The organism is Lawsonibacter faecis (genome assembly GCF_014287675.1).
Classification (GTDB): Bacteria; Bacillota; Clostridia; order Oscillospirales; family Oscillospiraceae; genus Pseudoflavonifractor; species Pseudoflavonifractor faecis.
On sequence record NZ_JACOPQ010000009.1, the window covers coordinates 138,213 to 155,704 of the forward strand.

The following is a 17,492-nucleotide window of genomic DNA, read 5'->3' on the forward strand; positions in this document are numbered from 1 at the left end:
AGGAATTATTATGAGCAACCAAAGCGCAGCCACAGGCGAGCTCAAGCGCAACTTGGGCCGGATGGACCTGGTGTCCGTGGCCGTGGGCCAAATCATCGGCGCGGGCATCATGGCCATGACCGGCACCGCCATCGGCATGACGGGCCGCAGCGTCAACCTGGCCTTCGTTATCGCGGGCATTCTCTGCGTCCTCACCGCCATCCCCCAGATCATGGTGGGCGGCACCGCCCGGTTCAAGGGCGGGCAGTACACCCAGGTGGCCGCCTTCGGCGGTCAGCGCCTGGCGGGCATCTTTACTCTGATCAACGTCTTCACCGGCCTGGGCATCGCCATGTACGTCATCTCGTTCACGGAGTATCTGCTGGCCCTGGTGCCGGGCGCTCCCGCCAAGCTCATCTCCGTGGCGGTGCTCACCATCCTGTTCCTGATGAACATCCTGGGCGCCAAGCAGGCCGCCGTCCTCCAGACGGTGATGTGCGTCATCATGGCGGTGGCCATCGCCGCCTTCATCGCCTTCGGCGTTCCCAATCTCCAGCCCGGATATTTCGCGCCTCCCGACTTTATGACCAAGGGCCTCACCGGCGTGCTCATGGCCTCCGCCTACCTCTCCTTCGCCGCCGGCGGCGCGCAGTACGTCATCAACTTCTCCGGCGAGGCCAAGAACCCCAAGAAGGACATCCCCTTCGCCATCATCGTCCCCACCATCGCCATCTCCGTGGTGTACGCCGTCATGGGCACCATCGCCGCCGGCGTGCTCCCCGTGGCGGACGTGGCCAACAAAAGCCTGGCCCTGGTGGCCGAGGCGATTCTGCCCAAGCCCCTCTACGTCTTCTTCATCGTGGGCGGCGCCATGTTCGCCCTGCTGACCACCCTCAACGCCTCCATCGGCTGGATGTGCCGCCCCATCGTACAGGCCGCCAAGGACGGCTGGCTCCCCAAGGTCTTCGGCAGGCTCAACGCCAGGTTCGGCACCCCCGTGAACGTGCTGCTCCTCTTCTACGTCATCGGCCTGGTGCCCATCCTGGCGGGCCTGGACATCAGCATCGTGTCCAGCTCCACCGTCATCCTCACCAGCGCGGTAAAGGTCATCCTCTGCTTCACCGCCATCCGTCTGCCCAAGGTCATGCCGGAGCTGTGGAGCAAGTCCAAATTCCATGTGGGCAAAGGTCTTCTGAACACCGTCTGCATCGTGGGCGGCCTGGTGGCCACCCTCCAGGTCCTGTTGATGCTGGCCACCTCCGCCCCCCTGGAGCTGGTGGGCAATCTGGTGATACTGGCCGCTTCCGTCGTATACGCGCTCGCCGCCAATAAGCGCGTGAAGATGGAGGTCAGCTACGAGGACTGCGACTAAGCCAGCGGCAAAAGTGCGGCCGGAAAATTTCCGGCCGCACTTTTGCGTCAGTTCCCTTTTTTCCTCGTCAGGGGTATTTATTTGTGGTATACTTCAACCAATAAACCATTAGACGGGGAAGTGCACAGTTATGTCTTCTATCGACGAAATCTCCCAGATGATCGAGCATCTCTACACCATGGAACGCATCATTACCGCCATCCAGAAGCGCCCCATCGACTACGGCGGAGTTTCCCTCCACGCCAACGAGGCCCACACCCTCAAGATGATCGCGCTCAACGAGGGCATCAGCCAGACCGAGCTCTCCGAGCAGATGTACCGCACCAAGGGCGCCACCTCCGTCATGGTGGACAAGCTGGTGGAGAAGGGCCTCGTGCACCGCCAGCGGGTGGACGGGGACCAGCGGCGCTATCTGCTCACCCTCACGGACCGGGGCCGCCAGGTTCACGCCAGCCATATCGACCGGGACGCCGCCCACGCCCGCTGGGCCTCCCAGCACCTGGGTCTTGAGGAGGCGGAGCTTAAAACCGCCAACGAGGCCCTCTCCCAGATCATCGCCTTCTACTCTCAGAGCTACCTCTCCCACGGTGCGCTGGCCACCCAGCCGGAATATTAAAAGCCCGCCCCAATCGCCCTTCAGACAGGATTCACTCAAAATCCGTCCTTCCCGGGCGGCCGGTGCAGATTTTTTAGGCCGGCGCCTTCGGCGGCCACGCTGCCGCGTCCGCCTTACAGCTCTCAAAGAGAGTGGGACGGCCCCTTCGGGCCGTCCCACTCTCTTATGTATACTTATTTACCGAAGAGCTTCCCGAAGAAGCCCTTCTTCTCCTTGGGCTTCTGATCCGGCTCCTTCCTGGGCGCAGAGGCGGTATGGGCGGCTCCGGACCCCAGCTCGGCCTCCAGCTTCTTCAGGCTCTCGGCGGAGTCCTCGTTGCCATCCGCCGCGGCCTTCCGGTAGAGCTCCATGGCCCTGCGCTTGTCCTGGGCCACGCCCTTGCCGTCCCGGTAGCAGTCGCCCAGCAGGTCCAGGGCCCGGACGGAGCCGCCCGAGGCCGCCCGCTCGAACCAGGGGATGGCCTTTTCCGGGTCCGCCTCGCAGCCGATGCCGGTGAGGTAGCAGTACCCCGCGTTGCACTGAGCTGCGGTGTTGCCCCGCTCGCCCGACTGGATGTAGAGCTCCAGCGCCCGGGGCTTATCCTCCTTCACGCCGTCGCCCTGCTCGTAGCACAGCCCCAGATTGCACATGGCCGGGGCGTACCCCTGGTCCACGGATTTGCGGTAGTAGCTGATGGCCAGGCTCTTGTTCTGGGCGATGCCCTTGCCGTCCCGGTAGCAGTTGGCCAGCAGGCACTGGGCGCGGGCGGAGCCCTGGGCCGCCGACTCCTTGAACCAGGGCACGGCCTTGGCCGGGTCGGCCTCCACGCCGATGCCGATGAGATAGCAGAAGCCCAGGTTGCACTGGGCCGTCTCATCCCCGGCCTCGGCGGCCTCAGTGTAGAGTTCCACGGCCTTCTTCTTGTCCTCGGGCACGCCGGTACCCAATTCGTAGCACAGGCCCAGGCTGCATATGGCTGAGATATACCCCAGCTCCCTGGCCCGGAGATAGAGCTCCACGGCCCTGGCCTCATCCCGCTCCACGCCGTCGCCGTCCCGGTAGCAGGAGCCCAGAATGCTCACCGCCCGGCCGAAGTTCTGGTCGGCGGCCCGCTCCAGCCACTTCACAGCCTCCTTGGCGTCCACCTCGCAGCCGATGCCGTTGAGTCGACACACCGCCAGATTGGCCTGGGCGGGGGCATAGCCCCGCTCGGCGGCGCGGGTATACCACTCCACGGCCTTGGCGCCGTCCTGGTCCACTCCGGTCCCCATCTCGTAGGCGAGTCCCAGACTGCACATCGCCGGGGGATAGCTCTGCCTGGCGGAGCGCTGGTAGAGCTCCACAGCCTTGGCCTCGTCCAGCTCCACGCCCTCTCCGTCCCGGTAGCAGTTGCCCAGCAGGCTCAGCGCCCGGGGAAAATCCTGGTCCGCCGCCCGGGTGAGCCACTGTGCGGCCTGGGCGCTGTCCCGCTCCACACCGATGCCGGTCAGGTAGCAGTAGCCCAGGTTGCACTGGGCGCCGGGGTAGCCCCGCTCGCCCGCCCTGCGGTACCACTCGGTGGCGGCCAGGGGGTCCTTCTCCTTGCCCTCGCCCAGCTCGTAGCACAGCCCCAGGTTGCACATGGCCGGGGGATAACCCTGGTCGGCGGCCCGCTCGAAGAGCTCCACGCCCCTGGCCTCGTCCCGCTCCACGCCGTCGCCGTCCCGGTAGCACTCGCCCAGGATGCTCAGCGCCCGGGGAAAGTCCCGGGCCGCGGCCTTCTCCAGCCATGCGGCGGCGGCCTCCAAATCCTTCTCCACGCCGATGCCGTTGAGGTAGCACACCGCCAGATTGGTCTGGGCCGGGGGGTAATCCCGCTCGGCGGCCAGCAGATAGTACTCGGTTGCCTTCTTCTCGTCGGTCTCCACGCCGTTGCCCATCTCGTAGCACAGGCCCAGGCTGCACTGGGCGGGGGGATAGTTCCGGTCGGAGGCCTTCCGGTAGAACTCCACGGCCTTGACCGGGTCCTCCTCCACGCCGTTGCCGTCCCGGTAGCAGTCGCCCAGGATGCTCACCGCCCGGGCGTAGTCCTGCTCTGCGGCCTTGTTCAGCCACTTCACCGCCTCCGCCGTGTCCCGCTCCACGCCGATGGCGGAGAGGTAGCACACCGCCAGATTGCACTGGGCCGGGGCGTAGTCCGCCTCGGCGGCCCTGCGGTACCACTCCGCCGCCAGGACGTTGTCCACCTCCACCCCGGTGCCCGACTCATAGCAAAGGCCCAGATCGCACTGGGCAGGGGGGTAGTCCTGCTCCGCCGCCCGGCGGAAATACTCCACGGACTTGGGCTCGTCCTTCTCCACGCCGTTGCCGTCCTGGTAGAGGCAGCCCAGCAGCCGCAGGGCCCGGGGGTAGTCCTGCTCCGCAGAGCGCTCAAACCAGCGGGCGGCCTGGTTGGGGTCCTCCGCGGTGCCGATGCCGGTCAGGTAGCAGTAGCCCAGGTTGCACATGGCGGGGGCGTAGTCCATCTCCGCCGCCTGGCGGTAGTAGATCAGGGCCTGGGACTCGTCCTTCTCCACGCCGGTGCCCACCTCGTAGCAGAGGCCCAGATCGCACACGGCGGGGGCGTACTTCTCCTCCATGGCCAGGCGGAAATAGCGCACTGCCTCCTCCGGGTCCTCCTCCACGCCGTTGCCGTCCCGGTAGAGGCACCCCATGATGCTGTAGGCCCGGCCGAACTTCTGCTCGATTGCCTTCTCCAGCCACTCGATGGCCTGCTTTGCGTCCTTCTCCACGCCGATGCCGTTGAGATAACACACCGCCAGATTGGTCTGGGCGGGGGCAAAGCCCTGCTCGGCGGCCTGGAGGTAGTAGTCGGAGGCCTTTTCCCAGTCCTTCTCCACGCCGTTGCCGTTCTCGTAGCAGAGGCCCAAATCCGTCATGGCGGGGGCGTGGCCCTCGTCGGCGGCGGACTGGTAGAGCTCCAGCGCACGGGCCATATCGGCCTCCACCCCGGCGCCCAGCTGATAGCATCGGCCCAGGGACTCCATGGAGCGGATATCTCCCAGTTCGGCAGACTGGGCGAACCAGTGGGCGGCCCGCTCCATGTCCTTGGGTGTGCCGTCCCCCTCGGCGTACCGCACGCCCAGGTCGTGGTAGACCGCACTGTCCCCCAATTCGGCCTGCTCCAGCATGGCCTGGAACTCCTCCTTGGATTTCTGGAGCCCCTCCGCCGCCTTCTGGATGAGGGTCGTATCCACAAAGACCACGTCGCCGGGGCCGTAGATTTCATTATTCTTCCTGTTATCAGAATCCATTTTAATCCCGCCTTTATTATCTATCTCAATGAGGGAACCTGTGCCAATCGCCGTTCAAGGTCGTCCTTTGGCCCATGTTCCGTCATGCTGCGTTGTCAAATCCCGCATTCCGTCCGGAGGAACGGCAATTTTCGCCCTGCCTGACGCAGATACCGTATAAAATCCGCCCGCTTCCGGCGCCAGGTACAGCCTCTTCCAAATACGGGTCCTGTCAAGAGGCATGTGCACCTCTTTACTCTACCAGTGGCGGCGCTTTCTGTCAATGTCTGGCCCGCCCCGCCCACGGAGAAAAATCGGCCTGCCCCGGTGCCCCGCCTGCTGCTTATTCCTCCGCCAGCCCCTTCATATGATCCAGCAGCTCCCCCGCCGTCCTGGAGAGGTAGTGGCCCCTCTTGACAATCACATAGATATCCCACGACAGCTCATCGTCAAAAGGGATGTGGACCAGCCTGGACCCGCTGGACTTTTTGGGATTGCGGAGAAAGGAAACGCCGATGCCCACGCCCCTGTTGTCCTCCAGCATCCGCAGCCACAAGATCTCGTCCGGGGAGCGGAGCGCGTAGATAAGCTCCACCCCCGCCCGCTCCGCGCAGTCCTCCACCATCTGGAACACCTTAAAATAGGGGTTCTTAGTTACCAGGGGCTGGCCCTTCAGGTCCCGGATGCTGAGACTCTCCCGCCCCGCCAGGGGGTGGTCCGGGTGGACCACGGCGCACAGCTGGTAGTGCCGCAGGCGTAGATACTCAAACTGCTCGGCAGGCTGGGGCACGCCGATGGAGAAGCCGATGTCTGCCGTCTCCCGGCGCACCGCGTCCTCGGCCAGCAGATCGGGCAGCTCCACCATGTCGACCACCGCCTCCGGGTGGGCCTCCTCGAAGGACCGCAGGCTGTCCAGCGAGAGGGCGTTGGGCACACCGTGGCTGAAGGCCAGGCGCACCCTGCCCCGCTCCTGGGCGCTGATTTGCTCCAGACGGCGCATCATGTCCTCGTAGTCGGCCACCAGCCGCTGCACCTCGGGCAGCACCTTTTTTCCGAAGGGGGTGAGGATGAGGCTGTTCTTCTCCCGGTAGAAGAGAGGCGCGTCCAGCTCCTCCTCCAGCTTGCGGATGGACTTGCTCAGCGCCTGGGGCGTGAGGAAGAGCTTCTCCGCGGCCGCCGACAGGCCGCCGTGCTCATAGATGGCGATGAGATACTGCATCTGCCGAAGTTCCATATAGCGCCTCCTGTTGTGGAAGTGAAGAATGAAAAACGCCCCTGGATGCGATACTCCTGTTTATTTCCGGGGCCGCCCCCGCACCCCTCAACTTTTAGTTGCAGGGCCGCAACAAAGGGTTGTTTGATTGTAAACTTTTTAACAATTATAATGAATCTGCTGAAAAACCGCAATAGATAGATTTTAGGAGGAAGAAATGAAACAGATGAAACGGTTCGCCGCTCTGGCGCTCACCGGGGCCATGGCGCTCTCCCTGGCCGCCTGCGGCAGCGGCGACGAGAAGCCCACCCCCGGCGCGACCCCCACCCCCAGCGCCACTCCCGCCCAGACGGCCTCCTACACCGCCTCCGCCAAGGGCTACGGCGGCGACGTGACGGTGAAGCTCACCGTCGCCGGGACCACCGTGGACGCCCTCACCGCCGAGGGTCCCAATGAGACCGAGAACATCGGCGGCGCGGCCATCGTCACCTTCAACGAGGCCTTCGCCGCCCTCAGCGGCAAGGAGGTCTCCTCCCTGACCGCCGACCTGGACGCCGTCTCCGGTGCCACCATGACCTCCACCGCCGTGAAGTCCGCCCTCAGGGACGTGGTCAACCAGGCCAACGGCATTGAGGAGAGCGGCAGGGCCCCCGTCTCCGACTCCACCGCCACCTATCAGGCCTCCGGCAACAGCGTCACCACCCCCGTGTCCGTGGAGGTGGCCCTGAAGGACAACGCCATCTCCTCCATCACCGTGGGAGAGAATGGCGAGACCGCCTCCATCCTCCAGACCGTCATCGACAACCTCATCCCCCGCATCCTTGAGAGCCAGTCTCTGGCGGTGGACTCCATCGCCGGCGCCACCGTCTCCTCGGGCGCCGTGAAGAACGCCGTGGCCCAGGCCATTGACGCCAACGGCGGCGACTCCGCCCAGTGGTACACCCCCGTGGAGAAGAAGACCGACACCGTCACCCTGGAGGGCTACGACGTCATCGTCGTGGGCCTGGGCGGCTCCGGCATGACCTCCTATATCAGCGCCGCAGAAAACGGCGCAGCCGTCTTCGGACTGGACACCGCCGCCAAGATCGGCGGCACCTCCACCAACGTCTCCGGCCCCATGGCCATCAACCCCCAGAGTAAGATGGACGCCCAGAACGGCGGCGAGAAGTTCGTGGAGGAGGAGGACCTCATTGCCGACTGGCTGGAGTACTGCAAGGGCGACGCCAAGGAGGATATCGTCCGCGAGTTCGTCAACGAATCCGGCGAGACCATGGACTGGCTCATCAGCGACTACGGCTTCGCCTTCGCCGAGATCAAGGCCTTCTTCCACCCCAAGATGTGGCCTGTGTGGGCCGTCTATGAGGGTGACAAGACCACCATGTTCACGAGTGCGGTGGACAAGGCCAAGGCCATGAACGAGAAGAACGACTACATGCTGGAGCTCACCGCCACCGACCTTATGACCGACGGCGGCAAGGTGGTCGGCGTGAAGGCCGTCTACCACGACGGCACCACCTATGAAATTTACGGCGACAGCGTCATCCTCGCCACCGGCGGCTTCCTCGGCAACGCCGAGATGACCGAGGAGTATCTGGGCGGCACCTTCAGCGCCGAGGCCATGCTCCAGAACAAGGGCGCAGGCGTTCAGATGGCGATGGCTCTGGGCGCCGGGACCTACAGCATCGATATGCCCGGCATGGTCCACATCGCCCAGACCAAGACCATCATCAAGTCCGACGAGCTGACCGCCGACCAGAAGGCCGTCCTCTCCGCCCTGGTCCTCACCCCCGAGTCCATGATTGTGGGGACCGACGGCTCCCGCTTCATGAGCGAGGCGGGCAACATCGCCTTCGATAACTGGAAGGGCGGCGACACCTACTACGCCATCTACTCCCAGGCCCAGATGGACTCCTTCAGGGAGAACGGCATGCTCTCCCCCGCCGCGCCCATGTTCCTGAACCAGGGCGGCAAGGTGGAGGCCAATACCCCCATCGCCGACCTGGACGCCATCCTCGCCGTGGGCGAGCAGTACAACATCGTCACCAAGGCCGACACCCTGGAGGAGCTGGCCTCCAAGCTGGGCGTGGACGTGACCAACCTGACCACCGCCGCCGCGGAGTACACCTCCGCCGCCAACGGCGAGGCGGAGGATTCCTTCGGCAAGGACGCATCCCTCATGTCCTCTCTGGCCGAGGGCTCCTACTACGCCGTGGCCGGCGCGGGCTACTACTACGGCACCTGCGGCGGGCTGGACATCAACGCCGACATGCAGGTCCTCAAGACCGACGGCACCGCCTTTGAAAACCTCTACGCCGTGGGCCAGGACTCCATGGGCGTGCTCTTCTCCAATCAGGTCCCCTACGTGACCTACGGCGGCGCGGCCCAGGGCTGGGTCATCACCTCCGGTCGCCTGGCCGGCGCCAACGCCGCCGCGGCTTTCGCAGGCGAATAATGAAATCAGTATTCTCTCAAGGGAGTGGGGGCAGCCTATCGGCTGCCCCCACTCCCTTTCAGTTTGTCGAAGAAGCCCCGAGGGGCTTCTTCGACAGAAGGCTGCATGACGGACAGGGCTCGATTTCTTGGGAAAAAGTCGCCCCATCCGTCATGAGAAGTGTCATTACTGAGGCGCATGTCCTCAGAAATGACGGATATTCACTTGATTCCGCCGTCCACAGACGGCGGAACTCTGCGAGGCTTGCTCTGCGGAGGATTTTTTGACCGCCCCACTCCCATTTGTATCCAATGCTCCCTCCATCGGAGCCTCCGCTCCCTGTTTTCACAATTTTTACAAATTCGGGCTTCTATTTTTTTATTTTGATGGTACAATGGAACCAATACATCCCCATTTTCAGGAATTTTCGTCTGACGCTCCTCAGACACATCAAAGCTCTGAAAGGAATGGTTACCGCCATGAAGAGAGAAGCCGTCTCCCCCGCTCCCGACCTGCGTTACCTCCAGATGCTCTCCCGCCAGTACCCCACCGTCCAGGCGGCCAGCAGCGAGATCATCAACCTCCGGGCCATCCTGAACCTCCCGAAGGGCACCGAGCACTTCATCTCCGACCTCCACGGCGAGTACGAGGCCTTTGTCCACATCATGAACAGCGCCTCCGGCGTGGTCCGCGAGAAGGTGGATGAGCTCTTTGCCGCCAGCCTCTCCAAGTACGACCGGGACGAGCTGTCCACCCTCATCTACTACCCCGAGGAGAAGCTCTCCCTGGTCTCCCGGGACAAGACGCAGGAGGAGATGGAGGAGTGGTACCGCATCAGCCTTCACCGCCTCATCGACGTGTGCCGCCTGGTCACCTCCAAGTATACCCGCTCCAAGGTCCGCAAGGCCCTCCCCAGGGAGTACTCCTATATCATCGACGAGCTCTTGAATTCCAACTACGAGTTTCACAACAAGCGGGAGTACTACGAGAACATCATCTCCACCATCATCGACATCGACCGGGCCGGGGATTTTGTGGTGGCCGTCTGCCAGCTTATCAAGCGCATGGTGGTGGACCATCTCCACATCGTGGGCGACGTGTTCGACCGCGGCCCCCGGGCGGACGTTATCATGGACTACCTCATCGACCACCACTCCGTGGACATTCAGTGGGGAAACCACGACGTTCTGTGGATGGGCGCCGCCACCGGCAGCCGCACCCTGGTAGCCACCGTCCTCTCCAACTCCATCCACTACAATAACCTGGAGGTCATTGAGACCGGCTACGGCATCTCCCTGCGCCCCCTGGCCATCTTCGCCCACGACGTCTATAAGGACACCGACTGCTCCTGCTTCAATGTAAAGCTCACCGGGGACGCCGCCAAGTACAACGAGAAGGACATGATGCTCTCCGCCAAGATGCACAAGGCGATCACCGTCATCCTCTTCAAGCTGGAGGGGCAGAAGATCCTCCGCAACCCGGAATTCGGCATGGAGGACCGGCTCCTGCTGGACAAGATCGACTACGAGCGCAGGTGCATCAGCATCGGCGGTGTTGAGTACCAGCTGGCGGACGCCGACTTCCCCACCGTGGACCGGGACCACCCCTACGACCTCTCCCCCGAGGAGGACGAGGTGATTAACCAGCTCACCGCATCCTTCCAGCGCAGCGAGAAGCTCCAGAAGCACATCCGCTTCCTCTACTCCAAGGGCGGGCTCTATAAGGTCTACAACGGCAACCTTCTCCTCCACGGCTGCATCCCCATGGCGTCCGACGGCACCCAGCTCTCCTTCTCCCTGGGCGGGAAGAAGCGCTCCGGCCGGGCCTTCCTGGACTACGCCGAGGCGGTGGCCCGCCAGGGGTACTACGCCAAGCCCGGCAGCGACGAGCGGCAGTTCGGCATGGACTTTCTCTGGTTTCTCTGGGCGGGGCGCAACTCCCCCACCTTCGGACGGGACCGGATGACCACCTTCGAGCGGCGGCTCATCAAGGACGAGGGCGCCTGGACCGAACCCAAGAACGCCTACTATACCCTCTACAACGACCCCGCCGTCTGCGACGCGCTGCTGAAGGAATTCGATCTGGAGGGGCCCCACTGCCACATCATCAACGGCCATATGCCCGTGAAGTCCAAAAAGGGCGAGAGCCCCATCAAGGGCGGCGGCAGGCTCATCGTCATTGACGGCGGCCTGTGCAAGGCCTACCAGCCCACCACCGGTATCGCGGGCTATACGCTGATTTTCAACTCCGAGTGCCTGCGCCTGGTGTCCCACAAGCCCTTCGACGGCAAGGAAAACGCCGTCCGGGAGAACCGGGACATCGCCTCCAGCTCCGAGGTCTTCGAGCGGATGGACAACAAGATTAAAATCTCCGAGACCGATATCGGCACCACCCTCCAGCGCCAGGTGGACGACCTGAAGGAGCTTCTCCGGGCCTATAAGACCGGCCTCGTGAAGGAGGACCACCGGGCGTAGGGTCTGATACCGTCGGGCCGCCCCGCGCACCCTCGGAGCTTTTTTGACAAACTGTAACGCCCCTGCCCGCGGACACTCCACGGGCAGGGGCGTTTGCATTTACCTCAGCTTCTCCGCCACGGCTCTGCCGTACTCCTCATCCGCCTGCCACAGGTAGCCCAGCACGGTCCGTCGGACCTCCCCGCAGGCCGCCGCGAGGCTCCCGGCCAGATTTTCCGTCAGACGCTCCCGCTCCTCCGGGCAGAGGGAGCGGAAGAACTCCCCCGCCTGGGTAAAGTCGTCCTGCCTGCAGATATCCGTCCGCTCCTGGACCCCGCAGGCCTCCACACCGATGCCCGAGGGCGCCTGGCAGTCCGCCCGCCAGTCGGCCTGCCCGTTCACCTTCGACCTTCGGAAATCCTGCCCAAGGCGGTAGCGCTGGGCGTCGGTGTAGATAAAGGAGCGCCCCTGGAGCATCTTGTCTGCCGACAGCTCCGCCCCCTCCAGCAGATTGGAGGGGGAGAAGGCCAGCTTCTCCACCTGTTCCCGGTAGCAGTCCGGATTCCGGTCCAGCGTCAGCGTCCCCACAGGTATCAGCGGGTAATCCGACTCGCTCCACACCTTGGTGTCGTCCAGCGGGTCGTAGGGCAGCTTCTCCGCGTTCCAGGGCTCCATGAGCTGGACGTTCAGCTCATAGCAGGGGCAGTCCCCCCGGCGGATGGCGTCGTACAAATCCTGTCCGGCGCAGTCCGGGTTTTGGCAGGCCAGCTGCTCCGCCTCTCCGGCGGTGATGTACTCCGCCCCCAGCTTGGGTATCCAGTGGTACTTTACATAGCGGCGCTCGCCGCATTTGTTCTTCCACACGTAGGTATTCACGCCGTAGGCCCTCAGCCGCCGCAGGCTCTTGACGGTGCCCATATCGGAGTAGAGCCAGGTGACGAAGTTGGTGGACTCGGGCGCCCGGGCCACAAAGTCCCAGAACCGTTGGGGGTCGATCAGGTTGTTGGTGGGCGCGGGCAGAAACGCCTTGATGGACTCGGGAAACCGTATCGCGTCCCGCACTGAGAACACAGGCAGGTGGTTGCACAGAAGGTCGAACACCCCCTGCTCGGTATAGAACTTGGTGGAGAACCCCCGGACGTTCCGTGAGGTGTCCGGCGTGCCCTTGTTGCTCACCGCCAGGGAGAAGCGGGACGCGGTGGGCACGGTGCAGCCCGGCCTTTGGAGGAAGGGGAGCATGGTATAGGCGCTCATATCGTGCTCGCAGATGAAGCGCCCCATGGCCCCCCACCCCTTCACATGGACGGCCCGCTCCACAAGCTTCTCGTGGACGAATCCGTTTAAGGTCTCGTGGAGCGCCATGTCCTGCAGCACCACCGGGCCGTCCGGTCCCACGGTCTGGCTGTGGAGAATGCCAAGCTGGTCGCCGTAGGGGTCCGGCCCGGCCCCCTGGACCGGGGCCCACTCTATTTTCCGGGGCGCGGGGCCCTCCGGCTCCGTCCGGGCTGCCGGCACGGGAGCGGCGGGTGTGCACGGCTCCCCGCAGGCCGGCTCCGGCCTTGGCTCGGGCAGGGGCGGCGGGCAGACCTCCTGCTCCGCCCGGACGCGATCGGCCGCGGGGGCGCATTCCTCCTTCGGCAAAGAGCCGCGCTCCGTCCTGGGCTGGGCGGGCGGGACCGGTGCGGGGCGCGGCACAGGCTTGGGTATGGGCATGGGCGGCGCGCTTCGCCGGCAGTCCTGCTGCACGGCCCCGCCCCTGCGGCCCCGCTCCCGCTCCAGTTGATACCATCCGTTCGACATGGGAAACCCTCCATTTTGCAGTGGATTTTTTGCTTCATCACTGCATGATATGGAGGAAACGCCCCATTTGTGAACGGACATCCCCTCAACGCTCTCTCCCCGTCCTCCGCGTTATCGCAATCCGCCCTTCCTCAGCCGGTCTCAAAACAAGCTCAACTGCTCCGCGGGCCTCTCTCGCCGCCGGTGAGCCTCTCCCAGCTCCAGCCGTGCGGGCGGGATATCCGCCAAGAACTCCGACGGATCCTCACCGGCCAGGAGGAGCAGCTCGTCCCTGGCCCTGGTCATACCCACGTAGAAAAGCCGCCGCTCCTCCGCCCGATCCGCCTTCCGCCGCTCGGACTCATAGGGGATCAGCCCCCTGTTTACTCCGCAGAGGAACACCACGGGGAACTCCAGCCCCTTGGCCGCGTGGAGGGTCATAAGGGTCACATACCCCGCCTCATAGCTCCCGCCCCCGCCCCGGAGCACGTCCCCCTCCCGACCCAGGGTTAAATTCTCCAGGAAGGGCGCCATCTCCCGGTGGAAGACCGCCGTATTGAGAAGGCCCTCCAGAGCCTCTCCCTCCCAATGCATCTGCTGTGCAAACTCCCGCAGCAGATGCATTGGCTTCTCCCTGGCAGCTCTGGGCGCGAAGCGCTCCGTCAGCTCCAGCCATTGGAGGAGGCCCCCCACCTGGGGATAGCCCTCCGCAGCCGCCAGCCGCCGGGCCTCCGCTCCGCCGCCAGTCCCGCGCCACACCGCCGCCGCCCCCGCCGCCAGATCGGGCGGGCAGGAAAAGGCCAGCCTGAGAGCCGCCTCCACCGCCGCGCCGTCTGCCGGGCGGACAAGGCTCTGGAAAAAGGCCAGCGCCCCCCGGACCAGCCTGTCGTTTAAAAAGTCCTCCCGCCCGGCCGTCACGCAGGGAATTCCGTCCCGGCGCAGGCAGCGCTCCAGCGCCTCCAGCTGCCGCCGTGTGCGGCAGAGTACGGCGAACTGGTCGAAGCTCCGCGTCCCCTCCCCCCGGTTCTCCCCGGCGGAGCGCATATCCACACCGCCCACCTGCCGGGCGATCTCCCGGGCCACGAAAATGCCCTCAGAGAGGGGGCTCTCCGTCCGCAGCAGCCGCACGGCGGCTCCGCTCTCCCGGACGGGCTCCAGCGCCCTGTCCGCCCCCGGGTTTTTCTCTATGACCGGCAGGGCGCAGGCCAGAATCTCCGGCGTGGAGCGGTAGTTCTTCACCAGCCGCACCTGTCTCAGGCCCGGAAACGCCTCCCCCAGCCGGGCGAAGCAGTCCGCGTCCGCCCCCCGGAAGGAGTAGATGGACTGGTCCGGGTCTCCGATGACGAAGAGACTCTCCCCGCCCCGGTTCCAGGCCAGAGCCAACTCGTACTGGATGGGGTTTCCGTCCTGAAATTCGTCCACCAGCAGATGGCGAAAGCGCCTGGACTGCCTTTTTTCGCCCCGCGCCCGCCTGAGCCCCTCCAGCAGCAGGTCGTCAAAGTCCAGCAGCCCCGCACTGTGCAGCCGCTCATCATAGCGCCCGCAGACCTCCTCCGGGATATCGTTCTCTCCCGGAAGACCGTTTTTCCGCCGGGAGACCTCCCCCAGCAGCGTCCCCGGCGCGGACCTGAGGCCCTGCTCCCGCAGCACCTCCCCGGCCAGCTCTGCCGTCTCCCATGGCCCGGCCACCCGGGCGTCCTCCAGCTCTCCCAGGCAGATGGCGTGGAAGGTGCCGATGGTCATGCCCCTGACGGCCTTCCGCCCCCCCAGCTCCCGCTCCAGCCGCGCCCGCATCTCTTCCGCGGCCCGGTTGGTGAAGGTCACGGCGGTGATCTCGGAGGGCTTCACACCCTTTTCCCGGATGAGCCAGGCCGCCCGCGCCACCAGGGTCTTGGTCTTCCCCGTGCCCGGCCCGGCCACCACGGCCACCGCCCGGTCCTCCGCCGTGGCGGCGGCGTACTGTTCGGTGTTCAGGCCCTCCAGGATCCCCGGCTCCGCCTCCCGCTTCTCCGCCCGCTCAGGCGCGGACGCGGCGGCGGCGCCTGACTCCCGCTTTGCGGCCCGCTGGGGCCCCTCGGCGGCGCCGAATATGCTCACCTGCCCGTTCAGCGCCCCCCGCTCGGCCTTGTCCAGCAGCCGCACCACGCCGAACTCCCCGTCGTACCCCGGCGAGAGCTCCACCTTTCCAGCACGCAGGCGGCGTATGCCCTCCTCCACGCAGGGCCCGGCGCTGTGGCGGATATCCTCCAGCGGGGCCTCCCGGAGGATGTGGAACTCGCTCCCCAGTTCCCGGATCAGCTTCTCGTAGATCGCCCCGACCTTCTTCCCGGCGGCGCTGCCGCCGGTGGACGCGGCGACCACCTCGGGCAGGGGCACCAAGCTCTCGAAGGGCTTACGGCCCTCGGGAACATACCCCTCCGCCCGGTCGGCCAGTTCCTCCACCCTGTGGAGCACGCCGATGGTCAGCCGCTTTCCGCACACCGGGCATTTCCCGCCGTTGGCGGCTGCCTCCGCCGGGGTGAGGCACTGGTGGCAGTTTCGGTGCCCGTCAAAGTGGTACTTCCCCTCCTCGGGGAAAAATTCCAGCGTCCCCTCCAGCCCCTTCCCGGTCTCCAGGGCGGTCTTCAGCGCGGCATACTCGGGCGGGATCTCCAGCAGATTGGCCTCCCGGCCCAGCTTGGCCGGGGAGTGGGCGTCCGAGTTGGATACGAGCTGGTACCCGTCCAGGGCGGAGAGCCGCCAGTTCATGGGCGGGTCGGAGGAGAGGCCGGTCTCCAGGGCGTGGACATGCCCCGTCAGGTCCCCGAAGCAGTCCTCAATCCTGTCAAAGCCGGAGAACGCCCCGAAGAGGGAGAAGTGGGGCGTCCAGATGTGGGCAGGGATAAAAACGGCCTCAGGGCAGGCCTCCAGCGTAATCTCCAGCAGGTCCCGGCAGTCCAGGCCCAGAATGGGCCGCCCGTCGGACCGGATGTTGCCGATGGCCTCCAGCCGCCGGGACAGCTCGTCCGCCGCCTCCAGGGAGGGCAGAATGATGACCGAGTGGACCTTCCGGGTCTTTCCGTCCTTCTTGTAGATGGTGCTGATCTCCCCGGTTACCACAAAGCGGGGTCCCGCCCCGGCCAGCTCCCCGGCCCCGGGCAGCACGAACTCCCGCCGCAGGCGGTAGAGCCCGTCCTCCTCCCGCTCCAGCTTCCCGGCCAGCTCGGCGCGCCAGGCGGGGTGGGTGAAGTCACCGGTCCCCACCAGGCCGATGCCCTTCTTTCTGGCCCACAGGTCCAGGTACTCGCTCACGCACTCCCCGCTGGTGGCCCGCGAGTATTTGGAATGGATATGCAGATCGGCAATCATCATCGGCTCGTCCCCCTTTTCTCCACCAGTTTAGTGGTGATTCCCCCTTTTTTCAAGTCCAATGATACTTATTTCTGGTAAAGGATTGAAATTATACCGTATTTATTTTATGATAATATCGAATGAGCAAGGGCTGCGGCCCGTTCGCTCTCCACCAATCAGGCCGCGCCGCCGGCCGGATAGGAGGCCGCTATGGAAACGGTACACCCGGATTTCACCGCGCCGACGGACTTGGGCGCCCTGCCCTGCGGGTTTTGCCGCCTGCGCCCGGACGGCCCCGCCGCCCTCTGCCGGGCCAACGAGTCCTTCTTCGCGCTCTTCGGCTATACGCCTGGTGAGGCCGCCGACGCGGGCTTCACCTCCCTGGCTTTCGCCGTGACCCCTGCCGACTGGCCCATGGCACGCGCCGCCCTGTCGGACGGTCTGCGCGCCGGCGGCCCCTTCCAGTTCAGCTTCCGGGCGGCCCACCGCTCGGGCCTGACGCGCTGGGTACTCCTCCGGCTGCAGCCCGCGGGCGGCGGGGAATTTCTCGACGGCGCCGCCTTGGACGTCACCGACGAAAAGTCCGCCCCGCCCTCTCCGCCAGAAGACGGCGGCCATGCAGATCTGCTGCGCCGCCATCTCAATCTGGGCCGCCGGCTGGAGAGCGCCTGCTACCGCGCCATCATGGAGCTGTCCGGCCTCCTTCTGATGGAGGCCGACCTGGAGACCGGCGTCTACTACGCCTCTCCCGGCGCAGACAGCTTTGCCTTCTATCCGAGGCTGGGCCGGGACGGAAACCACTATATGCTCACCCCCGAGCTGGTCCATCCCGAGGACTGGATTCTTGCGGAGGCCCTCTCGCAGACCGTCCGGCGGGGCGCCGCCAGCTCCCGGGCCTGCCTGCGCCTCTTGCTCACGGAGGGGGATTACCGGCGCTGCTACCTCGCCGTCAACGTCCTGCGGAACCCAGGCGGCTCCATCACCCGCTCGCTGGTCACCGTTCTGCCGGCGGACGCGGTCTCCTGACACGTTCCGACAGAAAACGAGACAAAAGAACCCTTCTCGTTT

9 protein-coding genes are annotated in these 17,492 nt (G+C 65.2%); 5 read left to right on the forward strand and 4 right to left on the reverse strand.

Annotated elements, in window-relative coordinates:
- Positions 1 to 10: 10 nt before the first annotated feature.
- Together H8S62_RS12355 and H8S62_RS12360 are read left to right on the forward strand one after the other, a co-directional pair.
- Positions 11 to 1,351 (forward strand): APC family permease, encoded by a 1,341-nt coding sequence (locus H8S62_RS12355; protein WP_155148577.1) that lies wholly within the window; start codon positions 11 to 13, stop codon positions 1,349 to 1,351.
- 130 nt (positions 1,352 to 1,481) lie between these two features.
- Positions 1,482 to 1,967, forward strand: a complete 486-nt coding sequence (locus tag H8S62_RS12360) for a MarR family winged helix-turn-helix transcriptional regulator (RefSeq protein WP_186919606.1) — start codon at positions 1,482 to 1,484, stop codon at positions 1,965 to 1,967.
- Between the two features lie 173 nt (positions 1,968 to 2,140).
- Here H8S62_RS12360 and H8S62_RS12365 read toward each other — a convergent pair whose 3' ends face one another.
- Together H8S62_RS12365 and H8S62_RS12370 are read right to left on the reverse strand one after the other, a co-directional pair.
- Complete coding sequence (locus H8S62_RS12365) at positions 2,141 to 5,239, reverse strand: SEL1-like repeat protein (protein WP_186919608.1); 3,099 nt, start codon at positions 5,237 to 5,239, stop codon at positions 2,141 to 2,143.
- Positions 5,240 to 5,561: 322 nt separating this feature from the next.
- On the reverse strand, positions 5,562 to 6,452 hold the full coding sequence (locus H8S62_RS12370) for a LysR family transcriptional regulator (protein WP_155148570.1): 891 nt from the start codon (positions 6,450 to 6,452) through the stop codon (positions 5,562 to 5,564).
- A gap of 196 nt (positions 6,453 to 6,648) precedes the next feature.
- Between H8S62_RS12370 and H8S62_RS18380 the strand changes: the two genes are divergently transcribed.
- Together H8S62_RS18380 and H8S62_RS12380 are read left to right on the forward strand one after the other, a co-directional pair.
- A complete protein-coding gene (locus H8S62_RS18380; RefSeq protein WP_186919610.1) occupies positions 6,649 to 8,883 on the forward strand; it encodes an FAD-binding protein in 2,235 nt (744 codons plus the stop codon).
- Positions 8,884 to 9,341: 458 nt separating this feature from the next.
- Positions 9,342 to 11,336 (forward strand): fructose-1,6-bisphosphatase, encoded by a 1,995-nt coding sequence (locus H8S62_RS12380; RefSeq protein WP_186919612.1) that lies wholly within the window; start codon positions 9,342 to 9,344, stop codon positions 11,334 to 11,336.
- A 99-nt stretch (positions 11,337 to 11,435) separates the two neighbouring features.
- Here H8S62_RS12380 and H8S62_RS12385 read toward each other — a convergent pair whose 3' ends face one another.
- On the reverse strand, positions 11,436 to 13,115 hold the full coding sequence (locus H8S62_RS12385; RefSeq protein WP_243255643.1) for a catalase: 1,680 nt from the start codon (positions 13,113 to 13,115) through the stop codon (positions 11,436 to 11,438).
- 141 nt (positions 13,116 to 13,256) lie between these two features.
- Positions 13,257 to 16,445 (reverse strand): UvrD-helicase domain-containing protein, encoded by a 3,189-nt coding sequence (locus H8S62_RS12390; RefSeq protein ID WP_186919613.1) that lies wholly within the window; start codon positions 16,443 to 16,445, stop codon positions 13,257 to 13,259.
- A 189-nt stretch (positions 16,446 to 16,634) separates the two neighbouring features.
- Between H8S62_RS12390 and H8S62_RS12395 the strand changes: the two genes are divergently transcribed.
- Positions 16,635 to 17,450: a PAS domain-containing protein gene (locus H8S62_RS12395; protein WP_186919615.1), complete on the forward strand. Its 816-nt coding sequence runs from the start codon at positions 16,635 to 16,637 to the stop codon at positions 17,448 to 17,450.
- Positions 17,451 to 17,492 lie beyond the last annotated feature (42 nt).

Coding starts and splice junctions, on each gene's coding strand:
- H8S62_RS12365 (WP_186919608.1), bottom strand. CDS start 5,239: ATGGATTCTGATAACAGGAAGAATAATGAAATCTACGGCCCCGGCGAC.
- H8S62_RS12355 (WP_155148577.1), top strand. CDS start 11: ATGAGCAACCAAAGCGCAGCCACAGGCGAGCTCAAGCGCAACTTGGGC.
- H8S62_RS12390 (WP_186919613.1), bottom strand. CDS start 16,445: ATGATGATTGCCGATCTGCATATCCATTCCAAATACTCGCGGGCCACC.
- H8S62_RS12385 (WP_243255643.1), bottom strand. CDS start 13,115: ATGTCGAACGGATGGTATCAACTGGAGCGGGAGCGGGGCCGCAGGGGC.
- H8S62_RS12370 (WP_155148570.1), bottom strand. CDS start 6,452: ATGGAACTTCGGCAGATGCAGTATCTCATCGCCATCTATGAGCACGGC.
- H8S62_RS12360 (WP_186919606.1), top strand. CDS start 1,482: ATGTCTTCTATCGACGAAATCTCCCAGATGATCGAGCATCTCTACACC.
- H8S62_RS12395 (WP_186919615.1), top strand. CDS start 16,635: ATGGAAACGGTACACCCGGATTTCACCGCGCCGACGGACTTGGGCGCC.
- H8S62_RS18380 (WP_186919610.1), top strand. CDS start 6,649: ATGAAACAGATGAAACGGTTCGCCGCTCTGGCGCTCACCGGGGCCATG.
- H8S62_RS12380 (WP_186919612.1), top strand. CDS start 9,342: ATGAAGAGAGAAGCCGTCTCCCCCGCTCCCGACCTGCGTTACCTCCAG.